We start from the raw sequence: 26017 nt of genomic DNA on the forward strand, positions 1-26017 counted from the left end.
TTTTTCAAGATGCTCAATATTAAATCGGCAACCCGGATGAAACAATGAATCAACACCAACAATCAGTCATTTCTGCATCAACGCTGTATGTGGTGCCCACCCCAATCGGCAATTTAGGGGATATTACCCACCGTGCGTTAGAGGTACTGAAAAGCGTTGATCTGATTGCGGCCGAAGACACGCGCCATACCGGGTTGCTGTTGCAACACTTTGCGATTAGCGCGCGGTTGTTTGCGCTGCATGACCATAACGAACAACAAAAGGCCGATCAACTGCTGGCGAAACTGCAGGAAGGCCAGAGCATAGCGCTGGTTTCCGACGCCGGTACGCCTTTGATCAACGATCCCGGTTATCACCTGGTACGCCGCTGCCGCGAAGCAGGCATCCGCGTGGTGCCGCTGCCGGGCGCTTGTGCAGCAACCACGGCACTCTGTGCCGCAGGTCTGGCTTCTGACCGCTTCTGCTACGAAGGGTTCCTGCCGGCGAAAACCAAGGGCCGTAAGGATACGCTGATGGCGCTGGCAGAGGAACCGCGTACGTTGATTTTCTACGAATCAACCCACCGTTTGCTGGAAAGTTTGCAGGACATGGTCACCGTGTGGGGGCCGCAACGTTATGTGGTGCTGGCGCGTGAGCTGACCAAAACCTGGGAATCGATCACCGGCGCGCCGGTTGGCGAACTGCTGGCCTGGGTGCAGGAAGATGAAGTCCGTCGTCGTGGCGAAATGGTGCTGATCGTCGAAGGTCATAAGGCGCAGGACGATGCATTGCCGCTGGAAGCGCTGCGGACCCTGGCGTTGCTGCAAAAAGAGCTGCCGTTGAAAAAGGCGGCGGCGCTGGCGGCGGAGATCCACGGCGTGAAGAAAAATGCGTTGTATAAATACGCGTTAGAGCAACAAGAACAGTAAAGCGGTTGACCTGCCGTGAGCGCAACGCTACTATCCGCGCCGGAGTTGACCAGACAGTCGCCGCTTCATTGCCGTCCCTTTCGGGGGAGACAGATGGAGGGGAGGAAAGTCCGGGCTCCATAGGGCAGGGTGCCAGGTAACGCCTGGGAGGCGCAAGCCTACGACTAGTGCAACAGAGAGCAAACCGCCGATGGCCCGCGCAAGCGGGATCAGGTAAGGGTGAAAGGGTGCGGTAAGAGCGCACCGCGCGACTGGCAACAGTTCGTGGCACGGTAAACTCCACCCGGAGCAAGGCCAAATAGGGGTTCACATGGTACGGCCCGTACTGAACCCGGGTAGGCTGCTTGAGCCAGTGAGCGATTGCTGGCCTAGAGGAATGACTGTCCACGACAGAACCCGGCTTACCGGTCAACTCCCTCTATAAAGAAAACCCCGCGTAACGCAAGTTACGCGGGGTTTTTTCCTTTCTGGATCCGGCTTACACCGGCAAATCGATCAGCAGTGCACGCAGCGGCGTTTCGGCACGGAGAGTCAGGCGGTTTTCCTCGTGGATAAACGCCCCATCACCGCAGGTCAGGCGTTGGTTGTCGTTACGCTCGCCATGGGCATCAATAGTGCCGTGGATCGACTGCAGGTAAGCACGGGGCCCGTTCAGCGCCAGCGTCTGCTGTTCACCCGGCTGTAAATCCAGGTGGTGGATCCACACCTGTTGACGCAGTTGCAGGCTGCCCTGTGCTCCGTCTGGGGAAGCCAACAGCGTCACGCCGGCCTGTGGCAGCATCAGGCGCTGTACTCGCTCGTTGCTGCGCTCCGGGCAGGCATCCAGCCACAGTTGCAGACGGGTCAGCGGCGTATCACTGCTGATGTTCTGCTCGCTGTAGCTCAGTCCCGGCTGGGTCGCCATAAGCAAGGCTTCACCGGCCCTGGCGTTCACCGTGTTACCTTCGCTGTCGCGGTATTCCGCTTTACCCTGCAGGATCAAATTCAGGATATCCACGCTGGGATAGGTGCGTGGCTGGAATGAAGCGCCTGGCGCCAGCACCTCCTGATTTAACACCCGCAGTGAGGCGTAGCCCATCAGCTTGGGATCGAAGTAGTGTCCAAAAGAAAAGGTGTAGCGAGCCTGCAGCCAACCAAAGTCAGCTTGCCCGCATTGTTGTGCTGTTCTGCATGTAATCATGGCAATCGGCTCTCTAAATTCATTATCTAGATGGTAAGCATCTGGACGCCGGATTGTTAGCCAGTTAATCTGGTCGGCATATTCAAATTTCCTGACAGAGAGATTCGATGGCCAGAGATCGGGCGTTAACGCTTGAAGCGTTAAGGGTTATGGATGCGATCGACCGACGTGGCAGCTTCGCTGCGGCAGCCGATGAGCTGGGGCGTGTGCCTTCGGCACTCAGCTACACCATGCAAAAATTGGAAGAAGAATTGGACGTGGTGCTGTTCGATCGCTCCGGTCACCGGACCAAGTTCACCAACGTCGGGCGTATGTTGCTGGAGCGTGGGCGGGTCCTGCTGGAAGCGGCAGACAAGCTGACCACCGACGCCGAAGCGCTGGCACGCGGCTGGGAAACGCACCTGACTATCGTCAGCGAGGCACTGTCGCCACCGAGCAAACTGTTCCCATTGGTCGATAAGCTGGCGCTGAAGGCCAATACTCAGGTGTCGATCTTCACCGAGGTGCTGGCTGGTGCCTGGGAAAGGCTGGAGCAGGGGCGTGCCGATATTGTTATCGCCCCGGACATGCATTTCCGCGCGTCATCCGAAATTAACACCCGCAAGCTGTACAAGGTGATGAGCGTGTATGTGGCCGCGCCGAACCACCCCATCCATCTGGAGCCGGAGCCGTTGTCTGAGGTGACGCGCGTGAAGTACCGCGGTATTGCGGTAGCGGATACTGCACGTGAGCGTCCGGTGTTAACCGTGCAATTGTTGGATAAACAGCAGCGTCTGACGGTCAGCACCATTGAGGACAAGCGCCTGGCTTTGCTGGCTGGATTGGGTGTGGCGACCATGCCTTACCCGATGATCGAGAAAGACATCGAAGAAGGGCGTTTACGCGTGGTGGGGCCGGAATACAGCCGCGAAGTCGATATCATCATGGCCTGGCGGCGTGACAGTATGGGGGAGGCGAAAGCCTGGTTCCTGCGTGAAATCCCACGGCTGTTCGCCCAACTGGAACGGCAGTAAAACGCCCCCCTCGCGGCTAAGCAAGGGGGAGTGTGTTAAGCAAAACGTCGGTCGCGGCCATGCGGCTCGTCCAGATCCTGCGCCGGCCCGATGGAAATAATGCCGTGCGGATTGATGGTGGCGTGGCTGCGGTAATAGTGATTGCGGATATGCGGCAGGCTGACCGTTTCGGCAATGCCCGGCATCTGGTAGATGTCACGCAGGAAGCCGTACAGGTTGAGATAATCGCTGATACGGTGTTTGTCGCATTTAAAGTGGGTGACATACACCGGATCGAAGCGTATCAGCGTGGTCCACAGGCGCAGGTCGGCCTCAGTCAGGCGATCGCCGGTCAGGTAACGCTGTTGCCCCAGGATCTGTTCAAGTCGTGCCAGCGCGTCAAATACCCCGTTCACTGCTTCATCATAGGCTTCCTGGCTGGTGGCAAAACCGGCTTTATAGACGCCATTATTCACCTGGTCGTAAATCCAGCCGTTCAGTTCATCAATTTTTTCGCGCAGCTCGGCGGGGTAATAGTCTCCGGCGCGTGCGCCAACACCATCAAATGCGCTGTTGAACATGCGGATGATATCGGCGGATTCATTGCTGACGATGGTCTGTTGCTGTTTGTCCCACAGTACCGGCACAGTTACGCGGCCGCTGTAGTGTGGGTCGGCGCGCAGGTAAAGCTGATAGAGAAAGTCTGAGTGGTACAGGCTGTCACCGGTGGCTTCAGGGAAGTCGCTGCCGAAGGTCCAGCCATTTTCCAGCATCAGCGGATGCACCACGGAAACCGGAATGAGTGACTCCAGCCCTTTCAATTTGCGCATCAGCAGGGTGCGATGTGCCCAGGGGCAGGCGAGTGAAACGTACAGGTGATAACGATCTTTCTCCGCTTTAAAACCTCCGACTCCGTGTTCGCCCGGTTGACCGTCTGTGGTCACCCAATTGCGAAACTGAGAGGTTGAGCGCTTGAAACGACCTCCGGTGGATGAGGTGTCATACCAGATGTCTTGCCAAACGCCATCGACGAGTTGTCCCATGGGAATCTCCTTCGTGTCCGAGTGAAAAAGCAAAAGGGCCCGACATGCGGGCCCCTGAGTCGGTATTAAAATCTTACCACTTTTTGTTCAGAATACGGTCGATGCTGAAACCGCCTGGGCCAGCAACGGCCAGTACGATGAAGCCGCCGGCGATGGTCAGGTTCTTCATGAACATCAGCTGGTTTACGCCTTCCGCAAAGTTAGTATGGAACAGTAATGCGGTCAGGATGGTAAAACCGGCGGTGAACAGTGCCACGGTACGGGTCAGGAAACCGAACAGAATTGCCAGACCGCCACCAAATTCCAGCAGGATGGTCAGTGGCAGCAAGAAGCCAGGTACGCCCATCGATTGCATGTACTGTTGGGTTCCGGCATATGCATCACCCATTTTGCCGTAGCCCGCCACGATAAACAGGATTGGCATCAGAATACGAGCAACCAGCAAACCTGTATCTTCTAATTTTTTCATCATCAACTCCAAAGTGATTTTTGTTTGCCAGTCTTGGCGTTTGTCATGTTAGTGGGTGGTATGCCGGGTCTCTGACCCTGTCCTGCCCGTTTCGTCTTGATGGAGTGAATGTTAATCGGGAAGCGTGCGCTTTGTTAGCAAGTAAAACTGTCGTATTTTTTCAAAAAAACTGAATCTTTAGCCTGCTAACAAATCGTGGGGAATCAGAAAGTTGCCCGGCCTTTGTCGACAGAAACGCAAAGTTTCTGTGAAAAGGGGGGCAAAACATCGGAAGTATTGATGGTATTTGGGAAGGTTACTTGCTGGAAAAGGTTTTCTGGATCAAGCGGATAGTACCAAAGGCACCAAAAGCACGGCGTGACCAGCGAATCAACTTGCTGGGATGGCGGACGCCATATAACGCCATTACGCTGGAGCCCACTACCAGGTATTTACGCAGGCCGAAAATGGTTTGCCAACCGCGATCGATGCGCTCGGTCTTTTCCAGCCACAGGGTTTTGTTTTCGGCGAGATCCAGCCTTTGCTGCTGGATCTTGCGAATGAGCTTCTCTTTTCTCCATTCCAGATAGCGGCGGCGATTCATTTTTCACCTTCCAACTCGGAACGGTCGATTTCCAACTGCTTGCGCGTGGCACCCAGCAGCGTGGAGCGGCGGGCCTTGACCAGTGTCCAGATAGCGCCAACCACGGCCAGGAACAACAGCACCCCGGTAGTCGCGCCTAACGCCATCAGACGATAGATAGGGTCGATAGCCCAGAAAATCAGGATCAACAGACTCATCAGGCCAAATGCGGTGAACAACAGGGTCATACCGGCCATAATCAGTAACTGGATGAGGTTGGCTTTCTCCTCTTCCAGCTCGACCACGGCCAGCCGAACCCGGGTTTCCACCATACCGACCAGAATGGTGATGATGCGCTGGGCGACATCCAGGACCCCTTTAGCGGGGCCCTGTGCACGAACTTGCGGTTGTTCTGCCATATTAGCGGCGCGCTAACAGAACGCCCAGCACTACGCCGACCGCAGCGCCGATACCGATACCGGTCCACGGATTATCACGAACGTACTCATCCGCCTGGCCGGCGATTTGTTTGGTCTGGGAGGCAATTTTGTCGCCGGCATCGCTCAGGCGTACGCGGGTATCTTTCAACGCGCTTTCGGCTTTGGAACGCAGCTTTTCCAGTTCAGCTTTTGGCTTATCGGTGGAAGAGTTCAACACTTCTTCCAGCGTATCGGCTAAGGATTTAAGTTCAGCGCGTAAGTTTTCTGCATTTGAATCATGGGCCATGTGATTATTCCTTAACGTTAACTTCGACAGACTTTCAACATAGCGGATTTTTTCGCCGGAGCAAAGGGCGGATGGGTAGCTGATATCACCAAGCATCCATTTTATAGGTAATAAAAATCCCGTGTGGCGTGGCTCTCAGCGATAAATCCGCTGGTGTAAAAAAATTATTCCGCCTGGGCCTGTTTCAGCTCGGCTTGAGCTTCAGTCAGCTTTTTCTGCTTCTTGGCCACTTTTTCCAGGTTACCGGTCTGCTGGGCTTCTTTCAGCTCCTGCTGACGCTCGGTGACCTTGCTTTGTTTTTCATCGATTTTTTTCTGGCGATCGGCCTGCAGGCTGGCTGGGGTGCAATGGGTTTGCACTTCGCTCAATGCCTTTTTCAGCCCGGCTACACGCTGAGTATTACCGTGCTGGGTGGCGTAATCGATCTGCTTTTGAATTTCTTGTGCCTTGGTCACACAGCCGTTTTCTGCTGCGAACGACAGGGCCGGTAAGGCGAATAATGGGAGAGCCAGTAAAATGGCTGGGCGTAATTTCATACTATCAGTTCCTTATTATTGGGATGCATTGGCACGCATCCTCTGTTCCTGACTGCCAATAGGGCAGTGCGACAGGAGTCTTACGCGGCTGACTGACGCTAACCTTCAGCATAGTCATGGATCGCGGTGACCCCCAAAGAATCCGCCTAAGTTCGGTGGTGATTGATGATTAATTGAACAGATAGGCCAGATGAAAGGAAAACCCTTCATTTGAAGGGGTATTATCCCAGATTGAGTGGGGAGCGTGCAAATTCACGCACCCAATGGGTAGGAACAGGGGATTCGCTCAGGGCGATGATGTAACCCGGCGGCAAAATGTTTTGCAGCGCTTCGCGCGCCAGCAACTGTTGCTCCGGCGAATCCAGCCGGATCACCAGGCCATCGCCTTCCGGGGTGATGCTTTTGATGCGAATACCGCGTTGGTCCAGTCGCTGATAGACATAAAAGCCATCGGGTAGCGAAAGGCCTTGCTGGCCGGCACGGATGCGCAGTTCGCTTTCAGTACGCACCATGCAGGGCACCAGCAGCGTGGCGAGCGCCAGTAAGGCTAGCGCAATCAGCAACAGGTACTGCCAGCGCGGGCGCCTGGTCATCACGCCCCTTTCCCCTGGCTGTCGGCGCGCTTCTTGCGCCACAGTACGATCAACGAACCCACCAGCCCGACCACCAGCAGCACCAATGGCAGCAGCATCAGGCAGAACATCAGTTGGTCTTCATACTTGCGGAACACCGGCGTTTTGCCCAGGGCAAAACCCAGCGAGGTCAGGATCACCACCCACAGCAGACCGCTCATCCAGTTAAAGAACTGGAAACGCGCATTGCTCAGGCCGGAAAGACCGGCAATGGTTGGCAACAGGGTGCGGACAAACGCCAGGAAACGGCCAACCAGCAGGGCGGAAAGCCCGTGACGGTGGAACAATTGGTGGGCACGCTGATGATAATGAGCCGGCAGATGGGATAGCCAGCCCTGCACGGTTCGGGTATTGCCGAGCCACTTGCCCTGTATGTAACTGACCCAGCACCCCAGACTGGCGGCGACGGTCAGGATAAAAATGGTAAGCGGGAAATTCATGGTGCCTTTGGCGATCAGCACGCCAACCAGGATCAGCAAGCTGTCACCCGGCAGAAACGCCGCCGGCAACAGGCCATTTTCCAGGAACAGGATCAAAAACAGCAGGGCGTAGAGAGTCCAGACCAGCGAAGGATTCGCCAGCGTCTCAAAATCCTGCTGCCATAAGGCATGTAACAGTTCTTTAATGATGTCCATCCGGTGTTCCTAAAACGTCATTGTTTGTTTTTGTCTCAGCGGCGGATCGGGAGTAGGCGAAGAGCGCGTGGGCGATCCTGGCTGCTGATAATGATGAAACGGCGTTGCTTTTAGTGGGTTCTAATCGGTGCGACACCGGTCAAGAGTGATACGTCAGCGTGCCACGATAAAGCATATTACTTTCTTTCCAGCCACCCAGCCTGTTTTGCTGCTGCGGGGTATGCAGCGTCCAGTTGACCTGGGCAAGCCGGTTTGGCGCAGGTGATTTCTGACGCGGGAGTCGAGTGTTGTGGCCCAACTCAGTGGCTAACGAATAAACCGGCAGCAGTTGGGTGGGGACGGGTAGCGAACCGGGGTAAGAATGTACCCGCGGCAGCAGCAGCGGCATTTTACCTGGCGCTTTACGTCGCAATTCTGCCGGTGACCGGTAAACCGGGTCCTCTGGGGAAAACACCGGTTCAGCTAGCGATGGCTGGCTGTTCAGTGCGGTGGGAATGGCTTTGGAAGACGCCGCGCATAGCTTTTGGCCGGAGACCGAACCGGTCCAGCAAAAAAGAGCAATAAGCATGGCAAACAACCAGCGCATGTATTCGCGTCCCGCCCCGTAGCAGAGGGTAAAAAAGTGGCTCAACTTTACCAAAATAGCACGATTGGCAACAGGGAAATCTACGTTGCCAGCGGTGAAATACTACACGGCAAACCGCCGTTCAGGCATCGATTCAGCGGATTTTACAATACCTGACATAACACTACGGTTTTTGACTGCCTGAGCTATTTATTTTCTGCGGTCACGTTGTCCAAATGAACCACCGGGTTATCGGCAAACAGATAGCGGTCAGCGTTGTATTCAAAATCGTCACTGGTGGCGTTGAACAGCATTTGCTTGGTATTTTCCAGGTGCTGCCACATGGCCAGTTTGGCGGCATAAGGATCTTTGCGTATCAATGCCTTGAGGATCTGATCGTGATCGTCACACCAGCTGGCGATGGAGCGGTCGTCGATATGTTCATGCAGCTTGATCCAATAAGGATTATTCACGCGCTGCACCCACATTTTTTCCACGATGGTGGCCATTGCGGTGTTCTGGGTGGCCAGCGCGACTTGCACGTGGAATTTCAAATCCCACTGCGAATCGCGGAAGCGATCTTCCTTGCGTGCCTGTTCCTGGATCTCCATCAACTGAACGATGTCTTGTTTGGTGACCTGGGTGGCGGCGAACTCGGCAATGTTGCTTTCAATCAGTTGGCGCGCCTGTAGCAGTTCGAATGGCCCTGCGGTGGCAAACTCAATGCTGTCACCCGGTATCACCAGGTTTTTCTGCTGGTTGGACATCACGTGGATCCCGGAGCCTTTGCGCACGTCAACATAGCCTTCCACTTCCAGCATGATGATAGCCTCCCGCACCACGGTGCGACTGACGTTCATCTCTTCGGCAATGTAGCGTTCGGCCGGCAGTTTATCGCCCACCGGGTACCGACCGCTTTCAATACGCTGCTTAAGCTCGGCGGCCAGTTGCTGATACAGGCGTCTGGTTTCAGTGAATTCCATAGTGAATGCTCTTAGGGTAGGGAGGGTCGTGTGACCATGGATTTGTTATACCACTTATCCGGCAGAGCTACCAGTGGACGCGGGGGAACGCCCGGCACAGCGGCCGGGTGGTGGGGTTAACTGCGTGCCGGGGCTGGCTGCAGCGGGTCTTCCTGCGGCTCGGAGGCCGGTCGATTTTGCAGAATGGTCCAAATAGCGATGGCGCCGAGGATATCGAATACCGACAGTGCAGCGAATAACGGGCTGAAGCCCAGGGTATCGGCCAATGCACCGACCACCAGGGCAAACATGGTGCTGGCGGTCCAGGCGGCCATGCCGGTCAGGCCGTTGGCGGTGGCCACTTCATTGCGACCAAATACGTCAGAAGACAGGGTAATCAGCGCGCCAGACAGCGCCTGATGGGCAAAGCCACCGACGCACAGCAGCGCGATAGATGCATAAGGGCTGGTGAACAGGCCGATCATACCAGGGCCAATCATCAATACCGCCCCCATAGTGACCACCAACTTGCGCGAAACGATCAGGTTCACCTTGAAGTGTTTCTGGAAAAACGGTGGCAGGTAGCCGCCAACGATGCAGCCGAGATCGGCGAACAGCATCGGCATCCAGGCGAACATGGCGATCTCTTTCAGGTTAAAACCGTAGGCTTTGAACATGAATAACGGGATCCAGGCATTGAAGGTGCCCCAGGCCGGCTCTGCCAGAAAGCGCGGCAGTGCGATGCCCCAGAACTGGCGGTTGCGCACAATCTGCCAGGCGGACATTTTCTTGGCGTTGTTGGTTTGGTGTTGGGCTTCCTGGCCTTCGAGGATGTAATCGCGTTCCTCATTGCTGAGTTTTTTCTGGTCTTTCGGGTGCTTATAGAAGATCAGCCAGCAGATGGCCCAAATCAGGCTCAGTACGCCGGTGATGATAAACGCCATTTCCCAACTGTGTGCCACGATGGCCCAGACCACCAGCGGTGGGGCGAGCATGCCGCCGATCGACGAGCCCACGTTGAAGTAGCCCACGGCGATCGAACGCTCTTTGGCCGGGAACCACTCGCTGCTGGCTTTCAGCCCTGCGGGGATCATCGCTGCCTCCGCCATGCCCACGGCGCCGCGTGCCAGTGCCAGTCCGCCCCAGCTGTTGGCGAGTGCGGTACCCATACAAAACAGCGCCCACAGAATGGCGAACATGGCGTAACCCACTTTGGTACCCAGTACGTCCAGCACGTATCCCGCCACCGGTTGCATCAGGGTGTAGCAGGCAGAATACGCCGCGACAATATAGGAGTACTGCTGCGTGGTGATATGTAAGGTCCCTTCCAGCGTCGGTGCTGCAACGGCTATCGCATTACGAGTCAGGTAACCCAGCACGGTGCCGATGGTCACCAGCCCGATCATGTACCAGCGTAACCCTTTAATTTTACGCATCCAAAATATCTCCCAGTCTTCAATAGGTGGCGCCGAGATGGCGGCAGCGTTTTAGGGGGCTCCCCCTTTTCGTTGTTCTGCGCCGGCCTGTCCGTCACCGACGTATTCCCGCCGCATGAACGACTGGGTGGCGAGACAATAACTTGTCATACAGATTTAAAAGTTGAGTGATATCACAAAAGCCGTTTTTCAATTGGGCAATACTGTTTGCTGGATAATTATGCGATTCAGGCGGCTTTTTGCCGTAAAACTGCCGGTTAACGGCCTTTTATGGACGATGGCGCCAAGGCAGAGGGTGATATTTTGCTGGACGCTCAGTAAAATTGGTGTGATAACTTTGTCGCATTGGACACAGTGTCGAACGGCAAGCAAGGTGAGGAGCCAGATATGGCGACGTTTTTAAACGAAGATTTCCTGTTGGGCAGTGAGTTTGCCCGGCGTTTGTATCATGACTATGCGGCAGACCAACCGATCTTTGACTATCACTGCCATTTACCGCCGGAGCAGATCGCCGAGAACACCCGCTTCAAAAATTTATATGAAATCTGGCTAAAGGGCGATCACTACAAATGGCGGGCGATGCGCACCAACGGTGTGGCTGAGCGACTCTGTACCGGTGATGCCAGCGATCGTGAAAAGTTCGACGCCTGGGCTGCCACCGTGCCGCACACCCTGGGTAACCCACTTTACCACTGGACCCATCTGGAGCTGCGTCGCCCGTTCGGTATTACCGGCACGTTGCTTTCCCCGACGACGGCGGACGATATCTGGCAGCGCGGCAACGCCTTGCTGGCGCAGGAGGATTTCAGAGCGCGTGGCATCATGCAGCAAATGAATGTGAAGATGGTCGGAACTACCGACGATCCGATCGACGATTTGCGCCACCATAAAGCGATTGCGGCCGACAGCAGTTTCGACATCAAGGTGCTGCCAAGCTGGCGACCGGACAAGGCGTTCAATATTGATGCGCCGGGTTTCAATGATTACCTGCAAAAACTGGAAGCGGCAGCGGATATCAATATTGGCCGCTTTAGTGCGCTGTGTGACGCGTTGAAAAAACGTATGGATCATTTTGCCGCTCATGGCTGCAAGGTGGCTGACCATGCGCTGGACGTGGTGGTGTATGGCGAAGCGGACGAAAGTACATTGGACGCTATTTTAACGGCACGCCTGAGCGGCAAGCTGCCTACCTCGGAGCAGAGTGCTCAGTTCAAAAGCGCGGTGCTGTTGTTCCTGGCCGCCGAATATCAGCGCCGCGAATGGGTGCAGCAGTATCACATCGGTGCGCTGCGCAATAACAACAGCCGCATGCTGGCCAGCGTGGGCCCGGATATTGGCTTCGATTCTATTAACGACCGGCCGTTGGCGGAGCCGCTTTCTCGCCTGCTGGATGCCCAGGCACGCCAGGGCGGGTTACCGAAAACCATTCTGTATTGCCTTAATCCGCGCGACAACGAAGTGATCGGCACCATGGTCGGCAACTTCCAGGGGGAAGGCACGCCGGGCAAGATGCAGTTTGGCTCTGGCTGGTGGTTCAACGATCAAAAAGACGGTATGCAGCGGCAGATGACGCAGTTGGCACAGTTGGGCCTGCTGAGCCGTTTTGTCGGCATGCTGACCGACAGCCGTAGCTTCCTGTCTTATACCCGTCATGAATACTTCCGCCGTATCCTTTGCCAGATGATCGGCCGCTGGGTGGAGGACGGTGAAGTGCCGGCGGATATCACGCTGCTGGGTGAGATGGTGAAAAACATCTGCTTCGACAATGCCAAAAACTATTTCGCCATTGAACTGGCGTAGCCGTTGCCCGAGGTGGGTTTATGCAAAGCATGGTAAAAATTCATTCGCTGGATAATGTTGCGGTAGCGCTGCGCGATCTGGCCGCCGGCGAAACGCTGGAGCTGGAGACACAGGCCATTCGGCTGGTACAACCGGTGACGCGCGGGCATAAGTTTGCCTTGCAGCCGATCGCCGCCGGTGAAGCGATCATCAAGTACGGTCTGCCGATCGGGCATGCATTGGAAGCCATCGAGCCGGGTGAACATATTCACTCGCAAAATGCCAAAACCAACCTGAGCGATCTCGACAGCTATCTGTATCAACCGGCCTTTTCCACGTTACCGCCACAGGCTGCGGATCGAGAGGTTCAGCTTTACCGCCGGCGCAGCGGGGAGGTGGGAGTCCGCAACGAGCTGTGGATCGTGCCGACCGTCGGCTGCGTTAACGGTATTGCCCGGCAGATCCAGCAGCGTTTTCTGAAGGAAACTCAGGATGCGCAGGGGATCGACGGCGTACATCTTTTCAGCCATCCGTTTGGCTGTTCGCAACTGGGTCAGGATCACGAGAACACCCGCACCATGCTGCAAAATATGGTGCGCCACCCGAACGCCGGGGCGGTGTTGGTGATTGGCCTGGGGTGTGAAAACAACCAGGTGGATGTGTTCCGCAGCACGCTGGGCGCGACCGATGAGCAGCGGGTACGCTTTATGGTGTGCCAACAGCAGGACGATGAGGTCGAGGCTGGGCTGGAGCAGTTACATGCCCTGTATCAGGTGATGCGCGATGACCGTCGCCAGCCGGGCAAACTGAGCGAGTTGAAGTTCGGACTGGAGTGCGGCGGATCGGACGGCCTGTCCGGCATTACCGCCAACCCACTGCTGGGACGTTTCTCCGACTACCTGATCGCCAACGGCGGCACTACGGTGCTGACCGAGGTGCCAGAGATGTTTGGTGCCGAACGGATCCTGATGAGCCGCTGCCGCGATAGGGCGACCTTCGAGAAGACCGTCAGCATGGTGAACGACTTCAAACAGTACTTTATCGCCCATAACCAGCCGATTTATGAAAACCCCTCGCCGGGCAATAAAGCCGGCGGCATTACCACGCTGGAGGAAAAATCCCTCGGCTGTACGCAGAAAGCCGGGCAGAGCCAGGTGGTGGACGTGCTGAAATATGGCGAACGCCTGCGGCAGCCCGGATTAAACCTGCTCAGTGCACCGGGTAATGATGCGGTGGCGACCAGCGCGCTGGCCGGTGCCGGCTGTCATATGGTGTTGTTCAGTACCGGGCGCGGCACGCCCTATGGCGGTTTCGTGCCGACGGTGAAGCTGGCCACCAACAGCGAACTGGCGGCGAAGAAACCCCACTGGATTGATTTTGACGCCGGTCGGCTGATCCACGGTACTCCGATGGAAAGCCTGCTGGAGCAGTTTGTCGATCTGATTGTGGCTATTGCCAATGGTCAGGCGGCGCGTAATGAAGTGAATGACTTCCGTGAACTGGCGATTTTTAAAAGCGGGGTGACATTGTAGGACTGTGGTCTTGAGGCCAAAAAAAGGCGCCCGATAACGAGCGCCTTGTCGCATTAGCTTAAAAATTAACGCACTTTCAATGGATCTTCATCCGCCAGACGTTGGTCTTCCGCCTGGCAAGCTGCCGCGGTGAACAGTACGTCGGTAGAAGAATTCAGCGCGGTCTCGGCAGAGTCTTGCAGTACGCCGATGATAAAGCCGACGGCAACCACCTGCATAGCCACATCGTTCGGGATACCGAACATGTTGCACGCTAACGGGATCAGCAACAGCGAACCCCCGGCCACGCCGGAAGCCCCGCAGGCACAGACCGCCGCGACAATGCTTAACAGCAGCGCGGTTGGGATATCAACTGGCACACCCAAGGTATGCACTGCCGCCAGCGTCAGCACGGTAATGGTGATCGCCGCACCGGCCATATTGATGGTCGCGCCCAATGGGATGGAAACCGAGTAGGTGTCTTCGTTCAGATTCAGCTTTTTGCACAGTTCCATATTCACCGGAATATTGGCGGCTGAGCTACGGGTGAAGAATGCGGTCACGCCACTTTCGCGCAGGCAGGCAAACACCAGCGGATAAGGGTTGCGACGGATTTTCCAGAACACGATCAGCGGGTTCAGCACCAGTGCGACCAGCAGCATACAGCCGATCAACACCACCAGCAGTTGGGCATAACCCCACAGCGCACTGAAGCCGGTTTCTGCCAGCGTCGAAGCCACCAGGCCGAAGATGCCGAGAGGGGCGCAGCGGATCACCGCACGCACCACCATGGTGACCGCATGCGACATATCGTTAATCAGCGATTTAGTGGTGTCGGAGGAGTGGCGCAACGCCAGTCCCAGACCCACGGCCCAGGCCAGAATACCGATATAGTTAGCGCTAATCAGCGCCTGGAACGGGTTGGCTACCACGCTCAACAGCAGGCCTTTCAGCACCTCTATAATGCCGCCCGGTGGGTTGATGTCGGTATTACCGGCCACCAGCGCCAGATTGGACGGGAACATAAAGCTGACCACGACCGCCACCAGCGCTGCAGCGAAGGTACCCAGCAGGTAGAGGAACAGGATCGGCCGGATATTGGTTTTCTGCCCGTGTTTATGATTGGCAATGGAGGCCATCACCAACACCAGCACCAATACCGGTGCCACCGCTTTCAATGCACCAACAAACAGCGCACCCAGCAGACCCACTGCCGAAGCCGTTGCCGGTGAGACCAGCGCGATGATAATACCGGCCACCAGGCCGACCATGATTTGTTTGACCAGACTGCCCTGAGTGATCTTTTGTAGTAGTTTTTGCATAGTGCTTTTCTTCCCGATGATGTTGCTTACAGCTTTATCTCGGCGGGAACCTCGCCGGACAACTTTATTTGTATCTGTAACCAAGTGTGTTTGCCAAATCAGTATTCAGTAAACCAATGGGGTTGGAAAGGGCCAGCGGTGAAATTCTAAGGGCGGATCAACTCTTGATAACATACTGGTTACATTTGTGTGATCGCAATAACGTTTGGCGTTTGGGACGAATTGCCAAACAATCACGGGGCGACTAGCGCCCCGGATAACAGATTATGGAGCTTTATTATTGGCCAGGCGGTCATTCCGGCGGTTAACCCAGGCGTTGATCAACAACGTCAGCGTCAGAATACTGGCGACTACGCCGAGCGAAACACCGATCGGGATGTGGAATAAATCGATAATCAGCATCTTGACGCCGATAAACATCAGGATCAGCGACAGGCCGTATTTCAGCATCGAGAAGCGCTCAGCCACATTAGCCAGCAGGAAGTACATGGCGCGCAGGCCCATGATGGCGAACAGGTTAGAGGTCAGTACGATAAACGGATCCGTGGTCACGGCAAAGATAGCCGGGATGCTGTCGACCGCAAAGATCACATCACTCAGTTCCACCAGGATCAGCACCAGCACCAGCGGCGTAGCAAACAGCAGGCCGTTGCGGCGCACGAAGAAGCGCTCACCTTCCAGGTTGTCGGTCATGCGCAGGTGACTACGCAGCCACTTTACCAGCGGCTTGTCGCCAATCGCTCCACCATCTTCCTTCGCCAGCGCCATCTTGATACCGGTGAACAGCAGGAAAGCGCCGAACAGGTACAGCAGCCACTGGAACTGGGTCACCAGCCAGCTACCGGCGAAGATCATGATGGTACGCAGTACGATCGCGCCCAACACGCCAAAAATCAGCACCCGACGCTGCAGGTTGGCCGGAACGGCAAAGTAACTGAACAGCATCAGCCAGACGAAGACGTTATCAACCGCCAGTGCTTTTTCGATCAGGTAACCGGTGAGGAAGGCCAGTGCCTGGGTATCGGCGACGGCACGTCCGGCAGTTTGGTTCAGGTAGTACCAGAAACCCAGGTTGAACAGCAGAGACAGACTGACCCAAACCAGTGACCAACTGGCGGCCTGCTTCAGCGTCATGGTATGTGCGCCTTTGCGGCCCTGCAGCAGGAGGTCGATTGCGAGCATCACAACTATGATGGCGGCAAAGCTGCCCCATAACCAAGGTGTGCCAACGGTATTCATCATCAGAGGTATCCTTCAAAAACAAAAACGGCCAACGTCGGAAGACGCTAGCCGCTCTTATGAACGCTGCAAGCAAACCTCGCCTTCCGGCAAGGTCTCACTTACAACGTTGATGAAGGTGCACCTTAGTGCGCCCTGACATCAGGTTGCCCGGTAACCGGGTGCTTGCGCACCGTAATGACGATTAACCGGCAATGAAGTTACTCCCCTTTGCACGGCAGAAAGTAATGCAAAATGTGTCAGTGGTCAACGTTTATTGCGTTACCCGGCCAGGGCTTTTTGTGCGCCGAGGCTGACGACAAACCCTTGCAACAGCAGTCGGCTGAATGGGGTATCGCTAACCTGCTGTTGCTTAAGCTGATACTCCTCCTGTTGCTGCGGATAGAGCTCGCCAAGCCAGCTCAGATACTGGTGCATCACCGCGCCGTTAAATTCCGGATGGAACTGAGTGGTCAGCACTTGCTCGCCATAACTGAGGATCTGGTAAGCATCCTGCTGCGAACGTGCCAGCACCACGGCGCCGGCAGGGGGCGTCAATACGCTCTGCGCGTGGATCAGATTCGCCTTGAAGCGCGGTGGCAGCATCGCCATCCGCCGGTCATTGGCGGCGGCGGGCAACAGCTCTATCTCCAGCGTGCCGACCTCCATGCCCTGCGGGTGATAGCCGACTTCCCCGCCAAGCGCATAGGCCAGCAGCTGGTGGCCATAGCAGGCGCCAAAAATAGGCAGTTTGATCAGCATGGCCTGTCGCAGCCATTCGGCGGCCTGTTCACTCCAGGGCAACTGCTCGGTGACCATCGCCGGTGAACCGGTGATCACCACGCCAGAGTAGTGTTGCGGCGGCAGCGGTTGTTCACCCGCGGGAAGATGTACGATCTGTACGTGATCGACGTCAATGTTTCCCTGTTGCAGGAACATGCCGTCGAAATTGGCTTTTTCCTGGCGGATCACCTCCGGCGCGTCGCCGGTTTGCATCAGTAATAACGGCTTCATGTCATGCTCCGTCGGCAGGAAATACCACGCCGGTCTGGCGGCGGATTTCGGTCAGCAGGCGGGCGATAATCAGCGAATTCTCTAACCCCGGGTGTTCCACCTGCCGTTTTTCCACCAGTTCGGCGAACACTTGCGCTTCATACAGCATGGTATTGATATGCTGCGGCTGGGTCAGATCCTGGCGCTGACCACCGCGCGGCGTTAGTACCACGCCCTGACACTCCGAAATTTTCTCAATCATCAGCGTACCTTCTTCACCCTGGATCTCGCTCGGAATGTCAGAGTTGCTCACCTTGGAGTGGGAGAGGGTCACATCGAAATCGCCGTAATTGAGGCAGGCGGTGCCGTGCGCATCAACGCCGGTATCCAGCAAGCTCGCGCTGGCGATCACCGATTGAGGCTCGCCGAACAGCGCCACGGCACTGGCCAGGCAGTAATAACCAATGTCCATGATCGAACCGTTGGAAAACTGCGGGTTGAAGGTATTTGGGTTTTCACCAGCCAGATAGCGTGGGTAGCGTGAGGAGTACTGGCAGTAATTGATAAAGGCTTTGCGCAGGCGGCCGATTTTCGGCAGCGTTTGTTGCAGCGTCAAGAAATTGGGCAAATGGGCGCTTTTAAAGGCTTCGAACAGTACTACCTGATTTTCACGTGCACAGGCCACCAGCTTCTCGGCTTCGCGCAGGTTGGATACCAGTGGCTTTTCGCAAATCACGTGCTTTTTATGGCTGAGGAACAGCAGCGACTGCTGGCAGTGCAGACTATTGGGGCTGGCGATGTAAACCGCGTCGATGGCGTCCGACTGGGCCAGCGCCTCAAGGGAATCGAAAAACAGACTGACGGGGTAGTTGGCACCAAATGCCTGCGCCTGTTCGAGCTTGCGCGAATAGACGGCGGTCAGCTTCAGCTTGCCGCTTTCGTGTGCGGCGTCAATAAAGCGTTCCGTAATCCAGTTGGTACCAACAACGGCAAAGCGAATCATAGATATCTCCGGTTCCCAGGCGACGGGTAGAAAGAATCAGATTATCACGGCATTTACCGAAGGCGAATCCTGCTATGCATACAGATTGCCAAACACGGAGAGGTGGGTCAGATACAGCCGGGTATCGAACTCCAGTTGATGGTAATTGGGTTCCATATGGCAACACAGGCTGTAGAAGGCTTTGTTGTGGTCTTTCTCTTTCAGGTGCGCCAGTTCATGCACCACGATCATGCGCAGAAACGGCTCCGGTGCCAGCTTGAATACCGTCGCCACGCGGATTTCTGCCTTGGCCTTCAGCTTGCCGCCCTGCACGCGGGAAATGGCGGTGTGCATGCCGAGTGCGTGTTTCATTACCTGGATTTTACCGTCGTAGGCCACTTTGCTCAGCGGCTGGGCATTGCGCAGATACTGGTTTTTCAGATCGACGGTAAATTGATAAAGCGACTTGTCGGTGGTGCAGTCGTGCACCTGGGGATAGCGCTGCAACAGCACCTCACCCAGACGTTGCTGGTCGATCAACTGCTGCACCTGGCTTTGCAGATGTTCAGAGTAACCCTGCAGGTAAGTCAGTTCGGACATCGTCTTCCCGTATTGGCCATAATTCAGCGGGTCATTGTATGATGTTTTTTCGCGCAAAGCCCGCAAAGGGCAATTTATCCGAAAAAACATTTTACTGCCGGACGTTTTTAGGGGATAAACAGCCCAAATTTTATCAGTCAGGAGGGGCAATGAGCCAACTCGATCTGGGAACACAGCAACTTGAGCTGGAACGTTATCCCCAACAGGAAGAATCCACCCAACTACAGGCGTGGGAAGCGGCGGACGAATATCTGCTGCAACAGCTTGAAAATGTAAACATTGGCGATCGTCCGGTGCTGATTTTCAACGACAACTTTGGCACGCTGGCCTGTGCGCTGCACGGTCATCAGCCTTACAGCATCAGCGATTCCTATATGAGCCAGTTGGCCACGCGCCATAACCTGAAGCTCAATGAATTGGATCCGGAGCAGGTTACGCTGCTGGACACCCTGGCCGAATTGCCTGCGTCACCGGCGGTGGTGTTGATCCGTATTCCTAAAGCGTTGGCACTGCTGGAACAGCAACTGCGTGCGTTGCGTGATGTGGTGGCACCGGACACGGTGATCATCGCCGGGGCCAAAGCGCGTGACGTGCATACTTCGACCATGCAGCTGTTTGAAAAGGTGCTCGGTCCTACTCGCACCAGCCTGGCATGGAAGAAAGCGCGGTTGATCCACTGTGACGTCGCCGACATCGTGCCACCGGTAGCGCCGGTAACCACCAACTGGGTGCTGGACGGTACCGATTGGATTATCCACAACCATGCCAACGTGTTCTCACGCAGCAACCTGGATATTGGCGCACGCCTGTTCCTGGATCATCTGCCGCATGACATTGAAGGCCACATCATCGATCTGGGCTGCGGCAACGGTATCATCGGCATGGCCGCATTGATGCAGAACCCGCAAGCGCAGGTGAGCTTTGTTGATGAGTCCTACATGGCGGTGGCCTCCAGCGAACTGAACGTGGAACACAACCTGCCGCAGGATATGGATCGTTGTCAGTTTGAAGTGAATAACTCGCTGGCGGGGATTGAGCGTGAAAGCGTGCAGGCGGTGCTGTGTAACCCCCCATTCCACCAGCAGCATGCGATCACCGATCACACCGCCTGGCAGATGTTCTGTGACGCCAAGCGTTGCCTGCAGGTAGGCGGCGAGCTGCGCATCGTTGGTAACCGCCATCTGGATTACCACCAAAAACTGAAGCGTTTGTTCGGCAACTGCACCCTGATCGCATCCAACAAGAAGTTCGTGATCCTGAAAGCGGTGAAATCTGGCGCACGTTACTGATTGGCAGAGCGTAGCGCCAGCCATTTTCCATCAATATCTCGTTGAATCTCTTTGGCTAATGCGGTTGGTACCCCGACCGCATTAGCCTGTTGTTGGAAATGGCTTACCACGCTGTAAATTTCTTCGGCCATATTCATTGCGGCCTTGGCGTTTGCCAAACCTGCCTGCCCGGCCATCATCGTCATTGCCGATGCGGTAATTTGCGAACCGTTACCGTTAAAAGCCGTCATATGCTGACCATAAGGCGAAGGGCTATAAACGATGTCATAGCAGGGGGATAGCCGCCAGTTGTCTTGATCATCGGCCAGAAAAGCAAAGTTCTTGGCATGATCGTCCTGATTTACCGTCAGATAATTGAACAAGGCTCGTCGTAGTAATTTTCTGGCTTCTTCCACACCGCAGAGTATTCGGGTCGCCTTAATCAGATCGACATAATCCAGTGAAGGTTCGCGGAATGGGGCATCCAATAATCCGCTGGCAGAAATCATGTGCCAACGGCCATGGCCGCCAACACAGTCAAAGCGATCTTGCTGGAGCCAATGGCGGTCTTTACCGATATTGAGCAAAGTAAAGTCTGCAACTTCTATTCCCGCTTGCCGTGCCATCATCATATAAACGTATTCGATCTGGCTTTCACTGTGGCCAAGGGCAAACTTCTCTGACGTTAGCTTCACCAAAAGCTTCTTGCCGATGGCATTCTGTTGAGTAGAAAAAGTGCCATCAGCTAACCGAGTGACGCTTAGTTTTGGCCGTGCTCCTCCTGATCCGCCGGCATTCATCAAATGAGCAATCAGGTGTGACTCCGTCCCTTCAAATTCCTTAACGGCTTCGTTCCCTAGCGTTATCAACGTTAAATCGGGTGAGTTATCCTGATGGGAGAATGGCAAGTCAGGCTCATAAAATAAAGCACCAAACCCACGTTCACCGGTAAAGGCCAACCGTTCCAATACGCTAATTTTTCTGGGGTTATAACCATGGGTTCGAAATACTCGATCCATCAAATAAAGCCCCCAACCGTCCGGCAGACTATCGGCAAAAATGCCCTGTAGCCCGTAATGCGGCTGTTGGGGCGCCTGATGTAAAGCGTTATCCCAGGGTAAGTTGAAGGGGGACAGTGAACTCTGATGAGAGGCTAAATAGCTTTCGTCGTAACGGAAATAAACACCAGTGGTGTTTTCTGCCAACTGCCCAACATTTTGCACATTGCCATCGCTCAGACGGCGCTTTACCCACAGAGGGACATTAAGCATTCTTCAATACCTCCTCGATAGTTTGCGGCTTATTTTGGCTTTTGGTCAGTTGATGCAGTTCATTTAGATTGCCAAGAGCGTCATAGAGCATCAGGAACTGACGCAATGAGATATTGCCGCTGGCTTCGAATTTGCGGATGGTGCTGTTGGGTACCCCGGAGACTTTAGCCAAGGCGGTGACTGATAATTTACGGCGTTTACGCAATTGCTTCAGATAGTCCTGCAAGGCAAGCTGCGTATCGTAGGGGGTGTGTAGGGAAATCATGGTGCACCTATGACGACCTTAATTGCTACTATTATAGCAATTAAGGTCGTATATAGGCATTTTTTGCCACTATAGTGGCAGATTTTTTACAGTGCCATAGCCAGCCGCGTGCCTTGATCGATAGCGCGGCGGGCATCCAGCTCGGCGGCGACGTCCGCTCCACCAATCAAATGCACCGTTTTGCCCATCGCCAGCAGCGGTTGCTGCAGTTCACGACGCGGTTCCTGCCCGGCGCAGATAATCACCGTGTCGACCGGCAAGCAGCTTTCCTGCTCGGCTCGCGAAATATGCAACCCTTCATCGTCAATACGCTGATAATTCACGCTATTGAGCATTTTTACGCCGCGCATCGCCAGACTGGTGCGGTGGATCCAACCGGTGGTTTTCCCCAGGCCTTCTCCCACTTTGCTGGTTTTGCGTTGCAGCAGATAGATTTGCCGGGCCGCACGCGCCGCCACGGGCCCCTGGGCTGCCAGTCCGCCGCGTTGGTTGAGCTGGTCGTCGATGCCCCATTCACGGTTAAACTCAGCCTGATCCAGGCTGCTCGATACCCCGTGCTGGCTGAGGTATTCGGCAGTGTCGAAGCCGATGCCGCCGGCACCGATAATTGCCACCCGCTGGCCGACCGGTTTTTTGTCACGCAGTACATCCAGATAGGTCAGGACTCTGGCGTTATCAATACCGGGGATCTCCGGGGTTCGTGGCACGATGCCGCAGGCGAGGATCACTTCGTCAAATTCAGCCAGATCGGCCGCCGTCACCCAACTGCCCAGCTTTAGCGTGACTTCCAGCAGTGCCAGTTGGCGGCGGAAGTAGCGCAGGGTTTCATGGAATTCTTCTTTGCCGGGGATCTGTTTGGCAATATTGAACTGGCCGCCAATCTGATCGGCAGCGTCGAACAACGTCACCCGGTGGCCACGGCTGGCGGCGGTGGTAGCAAACGCCAGTCCGGCAGGTCCGGCACCGATCACCGCCAGTTTCTTCGGTTTTTCTGCCGCGATCAGGGGCATTTCGGTTTCGCGGCAGGCGCGTGGGTTAACCAGGCAAGAGGTGAGTTTGCCTTCAAAAATCTGGTCGAGGCAGGCCTGATTACAACCAATGCAGGTATTGATCTCGTCGGCACGGCCCTCGGCCGCTTTTTGCACAAAGGCGGCGTCGGCCAGGAACGGGCGAGCCATCGATACCATGTCGGCGCAGCCGTCTGCCAGCACTTGCTCTGCGACTGCCGGATCGTTAATGCGGTTGGTGGTGATCAGCGGAATGCGCACTTTGCCCATCAGCTTACGGGTCACCCAACTGAAACCGGCGCGCGGCACCATGGTGGCGATGGTCGGAATACGCGCCTCATGCCAGCCGATGCCGGTGTTGATAATCGTCGCGCCCGCCTGCTCAACCGCCAGCGCCAACTGCTCGATCTCCTGCCAGCTGGAACCGTCCTCTACCAGATCCAACATCGAAAGACGGTAAATCAGAATGAAGTCGCTGCCGACGGCCTGCCGTACGGCCCGGACGATTTCCACGGCAAAGCGCATGCGGTTGCTGAAGCTGCCGCCCCATTGGTCGTCGCGCTGGTTGGTGCGCGACACCAGGAATTGGTTGATCAAATAGCCTTCGGAACCCATCACCTCGACGCCATCGTAACCGGCCTGTTGCGCCAGTGCTGCGCATTGGGCGAAGTCGGCGATGGTCTGTAGAATGTCCGCCTCACTTAGCGCGGTGGGGGCGAAGGGATTGATCGGTGCCTGCAGCGCGGAGGGCGCGACCGGCTGCGGCTGATAGCTGTAGCGACCGGCATGCAGGATCTGTAGCGCAATTTTGCCGCCGGCCTGATGGACGGCCTCGGTGACAATGCGGTGGTGGCTAACCTGCTGCGGTTGGCTGAGGGTGGAGCCGCCGCGGTACACCACGCCTTTTTCATTGGGGGCGATACCGCCGGTGACGATCAGCGCCACGCCGGCCGCTGCACGTTCGGCATAGAAAGCGGCCATACGCTCGGGGCCATTGGGCAGTTCTTCCAGGCCGGTGTGCATTGATCCCATCAGCACCCGATTTTTCAGGGTGGTGAAGCCGAGATCCAGCGGCGCCAGCAGGTGTGGGTAATTGCTCATTGCAGTCTCCATCGCTCATCCCCCCGCATCTTTCAAACTGCAGCGTTGTTGGCCGCGTTCGTTCACCCCAGTCACTTACCAAAGTAAGCTCCAGGGGACTCTCAAACTTGCCGCCTAACTGCAGCTCGAAAGCTTTTGGGTATGATCAGTTGTTATTATTATGTACGACCAAGTGGTCGGATGAGATAAATCTAGCCGTTGTCACTGCCGTTGGGAATCTGTGTTGCGCTGAATGTGATAGATGTCATGGATCTTTATTGTTGTTTGCATCGTGAACAACAAATCGGTTAGCATTTGTGCGTTGTCAATTCCTTCTCTCTGCGGAGCCATCACTGAAAATGAACAAACACGCCTGTTGATATCTTGTCCCACGTTGAGCACACCGGTGCCATGTGGGGATGTTTTGATCTCATCCAGGAGTGCTTATGGCTCATTTTGCGCAGTCCCCTCATTTTGTTTTACATCAACTGACCTGCCAGTTTGCTGACGGCGAAACGCTGTTCGGCCCGTTGGATCTCCCTTTCGATCAACAGCACTGCGGCCTGGTTGGGCGCAACGGCGTCGGAAAAACTCGTCTGCTACGGCTGATTGCCGGGCTGGATCTGCCCGGTGGTGGGCATGTCGAATCCCATGCTTCACTGGCCTACGTAGCGCAGCAGCCAGACATCGCGCCACAGACCACGCTGGCCCAACTGCTGGGCTACGGCGAGACCTTTGCCGCACTGACCCGCCTTGAGCAGGGGCGACCGCAGTCGGACGATATCGATCGTCTGGAAGGGCAGTGGGATCTGAACGATCGTTTGCAGGCTGCATTTGCCACCGCCGGGTTACCGGCTTTCGATCCGCAACGGCCGGTGAAGGATCTCAGTGGTGGCGAACGGATGCGCGCCGCATTGTGCGGCGCGATGCTGGGCAATGCTGACTTCTTGTTATTGGACGAACCGACCAACCATCTTGATACTCGCGCTCGCGAGGGGTTGTATCGGCAGTTAGAAAGCTGGCGCGGCGGTTTGCTGGTCGCCAGCCACGATCGACAACTGCTGGCGCGCATGCAGCGTATTGTCGAGCTGACGCCCGGCGCACTGCACAGCTACGGCGGTAACTACCATGATTATCGCCACCAGCGTGAGCTGGAGCAGCAGGCGGCACGTGCCGGGCTGGAACATGCGCGTCAGGAACGTCGGCGCACTCGTGCCCGACAGCAGAAAGAGCACGACATCAGCCAGCGGCGCTCTGCACAGACGCTGAAAACCGTCGATACGCTGAACATCGCCTCTTTTGAGCGCGTGGCTTACAAGGCCGGGGCCAAAGAGAGCCTGGGTACGCTGCGCAAACAGCATCAGGAGCAGAAAGGCTCCCTCGATGCCGCGGTGCGTGAAGCCTGGCAGCGGGTAGAGGAAGACAGCCCGGTAATGTTGACCCTGCCGGGCAGCGCTGTGGCGGCGGGCAAACAGGTTCTGGTGCTGGAACAGCTGCAACTGCCTTTTATCACTATGCCGCCGTTGGATTTACGTATCGATGGCCCGATGCGCGTGGCGCTGACCGGCCCGAATGGCTGTGGTAAATCCACCTTGCTGAAGGTGATCCTGGGGCAATGGGCAGCCAGGGGCGGTCGTTGCCACTGTCCGCTGCCGACGGCTTATCTCGACCAAAACCTTTCCCAACTCGATCTGTCGCTTTCGGTGGTGGAACACCTTGGCCTGCAGGATTCGCCGCTCAACGCGGGTAGGTTGCGCAGTCAGTTGGCGCAGTTGCAGTTAAACGCTGAAAGGGTGTTATTGCCGTTGGCGTCACTGAGTGGTGGTGAGCGATTAAAAGCGGCGCTGGCCTGCATGCTGTGGCGGCAGGAGCCGGCGCAGTTGTTGTTGCTGGATGAACCGACCAACCACCTGGATCTGGCATCGTCGCTGGCTATTGAGGCTGCACTGGCCAGTTTTCCCGGTGCGATGCTGGTGGTTTCCCACGATGAGGCATTTCTGCAAGCGTTAAAATTAACCCACCGTTTACAGTGGCGGCAGGAAGGGTGGCAACTTCAGGTCTTTTGATGGAAGACC

General features: G+C 55.9%; 26 protein-coding genes and 1 other RNA gene. 7 read left to right on the plus strand and 20 right to left on the minus strand.

Going from position 1 to position 26017, the window contains the following annotated elements:
• The first annotated feature begins 44 nt into the window (after nt 1-44).
• Both rsmI and rnpB read left to right on the plus strand, forming a co-directional pair.
• Complete coding sequence (gene rsmI / locus BEI65_RS03280; protein WP_085119140.1) at nt 45-908, plus strand: 16S rRNA (cytidine(1402)-2'-O)-methyltransferase; 864 nt, start codon at nt 45-47, stop codon at nt 906-908.
• A gap of 41 nt (nt 909-949) precedes the next feature.
• Nucleotides 950-1328: RNase P RNA component class A (gene rnpB / locus BEI65_RS03285), an RNA gene on the plus strand.
• Nucleotides 1329-1386: 58 nt separating this feature from the next.
• Here the strand turns inward: rnpB and BEI65_RS03290 are convergent.
• On the minus strand, nt 1387-2088 hold the full coding sequence (locus BEI65_RS03290; protein WP_099062120.1) for a pirin family protein: 702 nt from the start codon (nt 2086-2088) through the stop codon (nt 1387-1389).
• A 107-nt stretch (nt 2089-2195) separates the two neighbouring features.
• Between BEI65_RS03290 and BEI65_RS03295 the strand changes: the two genes are divergently transcribed.
• Nucleotides 2196-3101, plus strand: a complete 906-nt coding sequence (locus tag BEI65_RS03295) for a LysR family transcriptional regulator (protein ID WP_099062121.1) — start codon at nt 2196-2198, stop codon at nt 3099-3101.
• Between the two features lie 35 nt (nt 3102-3136).
• On the opposite strand, the gene BEI65_RS03300 is transcribed toward BEI65_RS03295, so the two are convergent.
• The 11 genes from BEI65_RS03300 to BEI65_RS03350 form a co-directional block, all read right to left on the minus strand.
• Nucleotides 3137-4123, minus strand: a complete 987-nt coding sequence (locus tag BEI65_RS03300; protein ID WP_099062122.1) for a glutathione S-transferase family protein — start codon at nt 4121-4123, stop codon at nt 3137-3139.
• A gap of 73 nt (nt 4124-4196) precedes the next feature.
• A complete protein-coding gene (locus BEI65_RS03305) occupies nt 4197-4592 on the minus strand; it encodes a DoxX family protein (protein ID WP_099062123.1) in 396 nt (131 codons plus the stop codon).
• 295 nt (nt 4593-4887) lie between these two features.
• Nucleotides 4888-5175, minus strand: coding sequence for a YqjK-like family protein (locus tag BEI65_RS03310; RefSeq protein WP_099062124.1), 288 nt, complete (start codon nt 5173-5175; stop codon nt 4888-4890).
• A complete protein-coding gene (locus BEI65_RS03315; protein ID WP_099062125.1) occupies nt 5172-5573 on the minus strand; it encodes a phage holin family protein in 402 nt (133 codons plus the stop codon). The genes BEI65_RS03310 and BEI65_RS03315 overlap by 4 nt, the downstream gene beginning before the upstream one ends.
• A gap of 1 nt (nt 5574) precedes the next feature.
• Nucleotides 5575-5880, minus strand: coding sequence for a YqjD family protein (locus tag BEI65_RS03320; RefSeq protein WP_085119129.1), 306 nt, complete (start codon nt 5878-5880; stop codon nt 5575-5577).
• A gap of 164 nt (nt 5881-6044) precedes the next feature.
• Nucleotides 6045-6416, minus strand: coding sequence for a DUF1090 domain-containing protein (locus BEI65_RS03325; RefSeq protein ID WP_099062126.1), 372 nt, complete (start codon nt 6414-6416; stop codon nt 6045-6047).
• A 221-nt stretch (nt 6417-6637) separates the two neighbouring features.
• Entirely contained in the window at nt 6638-7009 is a 372-nt protein-coding gene (gene mzrA, locus BEI65_RS03330) for an EnvZ/OmpR regulon moderator MzrA (protein WP_099062127.1), read from the minus strand.
• Nucleotides 7009-7683 (minus strand): DedA family protein, encoded by a 675-nt coding sequence (locus tag BEI65_RS03335; protein ID WP_085119124.1) that lies wholly within the window; start codon nt 7681-7683, stop codon nt 7009-7011. Before BEI65_RS03335 ends, mzrA begins: the two co-directional genes overlap by 1 nt.
• A gap of 139 nt (nt 7684-7822) precedes the next feature.
• On the minus strand, nt 7823-8269 hold the full coding sequence (locus BEI65_RS03340) for a hypothetical protein (RefSeq protein ID WP_099062128.1): 447 nt from the start codon (nt 8267-8269) through the stop codon (nt 7823-7825).
• Nucleotides 8270-8454: 185 nt separating this feature from the next.
• Nucleotides 8455-9231 carry a transcriptional regulator ExuR gene (gene exuR, locus BEI65_RS03345; RefSeq protein WP_085119120.1) on the minus strand — a complete coding sequence of 259 codons (777 nt, stop codon included), beginning with the start codon at nt 9229-9231 and terminating at the stop codon, nt 8455-8457.
• Nucleotides 9232-9347: 116 nt separating this feature from the next.
• Nucleotides 9348-10646, minus strand: a complete 1299-nt coding sequence (locus tag BEI65_RS03350) for an MFS transporter (RefSeq protein ID WP_099062129.1) — start codon at nt 10644-10646, stop codon at nt 9348-9350.
• 387 nt (nt 10647-11033) lie between these two features.
• On the opposite strand from BEI65_RS03350, the gene uxaC reads away from it, so the two are divergent.
• Nucleotides 11034-12446, plus strand: a complete 1413-nt coding sequence (uxaC, locus tag BEI65_RS03355; protein ID WP_099062130.1) for a glucuronate isomerase — start codon at nt 11034-11036, stop codon at nt 12444-12446.
• 20 nt (nt 12447-12466) lie between these two features.
• Complete coding sequence (locus BEI65_RS03360) at nt 12467-13957, plus strand: UxaA family hydrolase (RefSeq protein ID WP_099062131.1); 1491 nt, start codon at nt 12467-12469, stop codon at nt 13955-13957.
• Between the two features lie 65 nt (nt 13958-14022).
• Here the strand turns inward: BEI65_RS03360 and sstT are convergent, their stop codons facing one another.
• The 5 genes from sstT to BEI65_RS03385 form a co-directional block, all read right to left on the minus strand.
• Complete coding sequence (gene sstT, locus BEI65_RS03365; protein ID WP_099062132.1) at nt 14023-15258, minus strand: serine/threonine transporter SstT; 1236 nt, start codon at nt 15256-15258, stop codon at nt 14023-14025.
• 264 nt (nt 15259-15522) lie between these two features.
• Complete coding sequence (locus tag BEI65_RS03370; protein ID WP_099062133.1) at nt 15523-16500, minus strand: TerC family protein; 978 nt, start codon at nt 16498-16500, stop codon at nt 15523-15525.
• 258 nt (nt 16501-16758) lie between these two features.
• Nucleotides 16759-17490 (minus strand): glutamine amidotransferase, encoded by a 732-nt coding sequence (locus BEI65_RS03375; protein WP_099062134.1) that lies wholly within the window; start codon nt 17488-17490, stop codon nt 16759-16761.
• A gap of 1 nt (nt 17491) precedes the next feature.
• On the minus strand, nt 17492-18472 hold the full coding sequence (locus BEI65_RS03380; RefSeq protein ID WP_099062135.1) for a Gfo/Idh/MocA family protein: 981 nt from the start codon (nt 18470-18472) through the stop codon (nt 17492-17494).
• Nucleotides 18473-18544: 72 nt separating this feature from the next.
• Nucleotides 18545-19051 (minus strand): M48 family metallopeptidase, encoded by a 507-nt coding sequence (locus tag BEI65_RS03385; protein WP_099062136.1) that lies wholly within the window; start codon nt 19049-19051, stop codon nt 18545-18547.
• Between the two features lie 149 nt (nt 19052-19200).
• On the opposite strand from BEI65_RS03385, the gene rlmG reads away from it, so the two are divergent.
• Complete coding sequence (rlmG, locus tag BEI65_RS03390; protein ID WP_099062137.1) at nt 19201-20340, plus strand: 23S rRNA (guanine(1835)-N(2))-methyltransferase RlmG; 1140 nt, start codon at nt 19201-19203, stop codon at nt 20338-20340.
• On the opposite strand, the gene BEI65_RS03395 is transcribed toward rlmG, so the two are convergent.
• The 3 genes from BEI65_RS03395 to BEI65_RS03405 form a co-directional block, all read right to left on the minus strand.
• The gene (locus BEI65_RS03395; RefSeq protein ID WP_099062138.1) at nt 20334-21590 is read right to left on the minus strand and encodes a type II toxin-antitoxin system HipA family toxin; all 1257 of its coding nucleotides are present in this window, start codon (nt 21588-21590) and stop codon (nt 20334-20336) included. The genes rlmG and BEI65_RS03395 overlap by 7 nt on opposite strands.
• Entirely contained in the window at nt 21583-21855 is a 273-nt protein-coding gene (locus BEI65_RS03400; protein ID WP_099062139.1) for a helix-turn-helix domain-containing protein, read from the minus strand. The genes BEI65_RS03395 and BEI65_RS03400 overlap by 8 nt, the downstream gene beginning before the upstream one ends.
• A gap of 86 nt (nt 21856-21941) precedes the next feature.
• The gene (locus BEI65_RS03405) at nt 21942-23963 is read right to left on the minus strand and encodes an NADPH-dependent 2,4-dienoyl-CoA reductase (RefSeq protein WP_099062140.1); all 2022 of its coding nucleotides are present in this window, start codon (nt 23961-23963) and stop codon (nt 21942-21944) included.
• A gap of 425 nt (nt 23964-24388) precedes the next feature.
• On the opposite strand from BEI65_RS03405, the gene BEI65_RS03410 reads away from it, so the two are divergent.
• A complete protein-coding gene (locus BEI65_RS03410) occupies nt 24389-26008 on the plus strand; it encodes an ABC-F family ATP-binding cassette domain-containing protein (protein ID WP_099062141.1) in 1620 nt (539 codons plus the stop codon).
• Nucleotides 26009-26017 lie beyond the last annotated feature (9 nt).

The organism is Serratia sp. BW106 (assembly GCF_002607755.1).
GTDB lineage: Bacteria > Pseudomonadota > Gammaproteobacteria > Enterobacterales > Enterobacteriaceae > Serratia > Serratia proteamaculans.

What these genes read in the sequence shown, in the direction of transcription:
- rsmI (WP_085119140.1), top strand. Translation starts at nt 45, where the DNA reads ATGAATCAACACCAACAATCAGTCATTTCTGCATCAACGCTGTATGTG.
- BEI65_RS03290 (WP_099062120.1), bottom strand. Translation starts at nt 2,088, where the DNA reads ATGATTACATGCAGAACAGCACAACAATGCGGGCAAGCTGACTTTGGT.
- BEI65_RS03295 (WP_099062121.1), top strand. Translation starts at nt 2,196, where the DNA reads ATGGCCAGAGATCGGGCGTTAACGCTTGAAGCGTTAAGGGTTATGGAT.
- BEI65_RS03300 (WP_099062122.1), bottom strand. Translation starts at nt 4,123, where the DNA reads ATGGGACAACTCGTCGATGGCGTTTGGCAAGACATCTGGTATGACACC.
- BEI65_RS03305 (WP_099062123.1), bottom strand. Translation starts at nt 4,592, where the DNA reads ATGAAAAAATTAGAAGATACAGGTTTGCTGGTTGCTCGTATTCTGATG.
- BEI65_RS03310 (WP_099062124.1), bottom strand. Translation starts at nt 5,175, where the DNA reads ATGAATCGCCGCCGCTATCTGGAATGGAGAAAAGAGAAGCTCATTCGC.
- BEI65_RS03315 (WP_099062125.1), bottom strand. Translation starts at nt 5,573, where the DNA reads ATGGCAGAACAACCGCAAGTTCGTGCACAGGGCCCCGCTAAAGGGGTC.
- BEI65_RS03320 (WP_085119129.1), bottom strand. Translation starts at nt 5,880, where the DNA reads ATGGCCCATGATTCAAATGCAGAAAACTTACGCGCTGAACTTAAATCC.
- BEI65_RS03325 (WP_099062126.1), bottom strand. Translation starts at nt 6,416, where the DNA reads ATGAAATTACGCCCAGCCATTTTACTGGCTCTCCCATTATTCGCCTTA.
- mzrA (WP_099062127.1), bottom strand. Translation starts at nt 7,009, where the DNA reads ATGACCAGGCGCCCGCGCTGGCAGTACCTGTTGCTGATTGCGCTAGCC.
- BEI65_RS03335 (WP_085119124.1), bottom strand. Translation starts at nt 7,683, where the DNA reads ATGGACATCATTAAAGAACTGTTACATGCCTTATGGCAGCAGGATTTT.
- BEI65_RS03340 (WP_099062128.1), bottom strand. Translation starts at nt 8,269, where the DNA reads ATGCGCTGGTTGTTTGCCATGCTTATTGCTCTTTTTTGCTGGACCGGT.
- exuR (WP_085119120.1), bottom strand. Translation starts at nt 9,231, where the DNA reads ATGGAATTCACTGAAACCAGACGCCTGTATCAGCAACTGGCCGCCGAG.
- BEI65_RS03350 (WP_099062129.1), bottom strand. Translation starts at nt 10,646, where the DNA reads ATGCGTAAAATTAAAGGGTTACGCTGGTACATGATCGGGCTGGTGACC.
- uxaC (WP_099062130.1), top strand. Translation starts at nt 11,034, where the DNA reads ATGGCGACGTTTTTAAACGAAGATTTCCTGTTGGGCAGTGAGTTTGCC.
- BEI65_RS03360 (WP_099062131.1), top strand. Translation starts at nt 12,467, where the DNA reads ATGCAAAGCATGGTAAAAATTCATTCGCTGGATAATGTTGCGGTAGCG.
- sstT (WP_099062132.1), bottom strand. Translation starts at nt 15,258, where the DNA reads ATGCAAAAACTACTACAAAAGATCACTCAGGGCAGTCTGGTCAAACAA.
- BEI65_RS03370 (WP_099062133.1), bottom strand. Translation starts at nt 16,500, where the DNA reads ATGATGAATACCGTTGGCACACCTTGGTTATGGGGCAGCTTTGCCGCC.
- BEI65_RS03375 (WP_099062134.1), bottom strand. Translation starts at nt 17,490, where the DNA reads ATGAAGCCGTTATTACTGATGCAAACCGGCGACGCGCCGGAGGTGATC.
- BEI65_RS03380 (WP_099062135.1), bottom strand. Translation starts at nt 18,472, where the DNA reads ATGATTCGCTTTGCCGTTGTTGGTACCAACTGGATTACGGAACGCTTT.
- BEI65_RS03385 (WP_099062136.1), bottom strand. Translation starts at nt 19,051, where the DNA reads ATGTCCGAACTGACTTACCTGCAGGGTTACTCTGAACATCTGCAAAGC.
- rlmG (WP_099062137.1), top strand. Translation starts at nt 19,201, where the DNA reads ATGAGCCAACTCGATCTGGGAACACAGCAACTTGAGCTGGAACGTTAT.
- BEI65_RS03395 (WP_099062138.1), bottom strand. Translation starts at nt 21,590, where the DNA reads ATGCTTAATGTCCCTCTGTGGGTAAAGCGCCGTCTGAGCGATGGCAAT.
- BEI65_RS03400 (WP_099062139.1), bottom strand. Translation starts at nt 21,855, where the DNA reads ATGATTTCCCTACACACCCCCTACGATACGCAGCTTGCCTTGCAGGAC.
- BEI65_RS03405 (WP_099062140.1), bottom strand. Translation starts at nt 23,963, where the DNA reads ATGAGCAATTACCCACACCTGCTGGCGCCGCTGGATCTCGGCTTCACC.
- BEI65_RS03410 (WP_099062141.1), top strand. Translation starts at nt 24,389, where the DNA reads ATGGCTCATTTTGCGCAGTCCCCTCATTTTGTTTTACATCAACTGACC.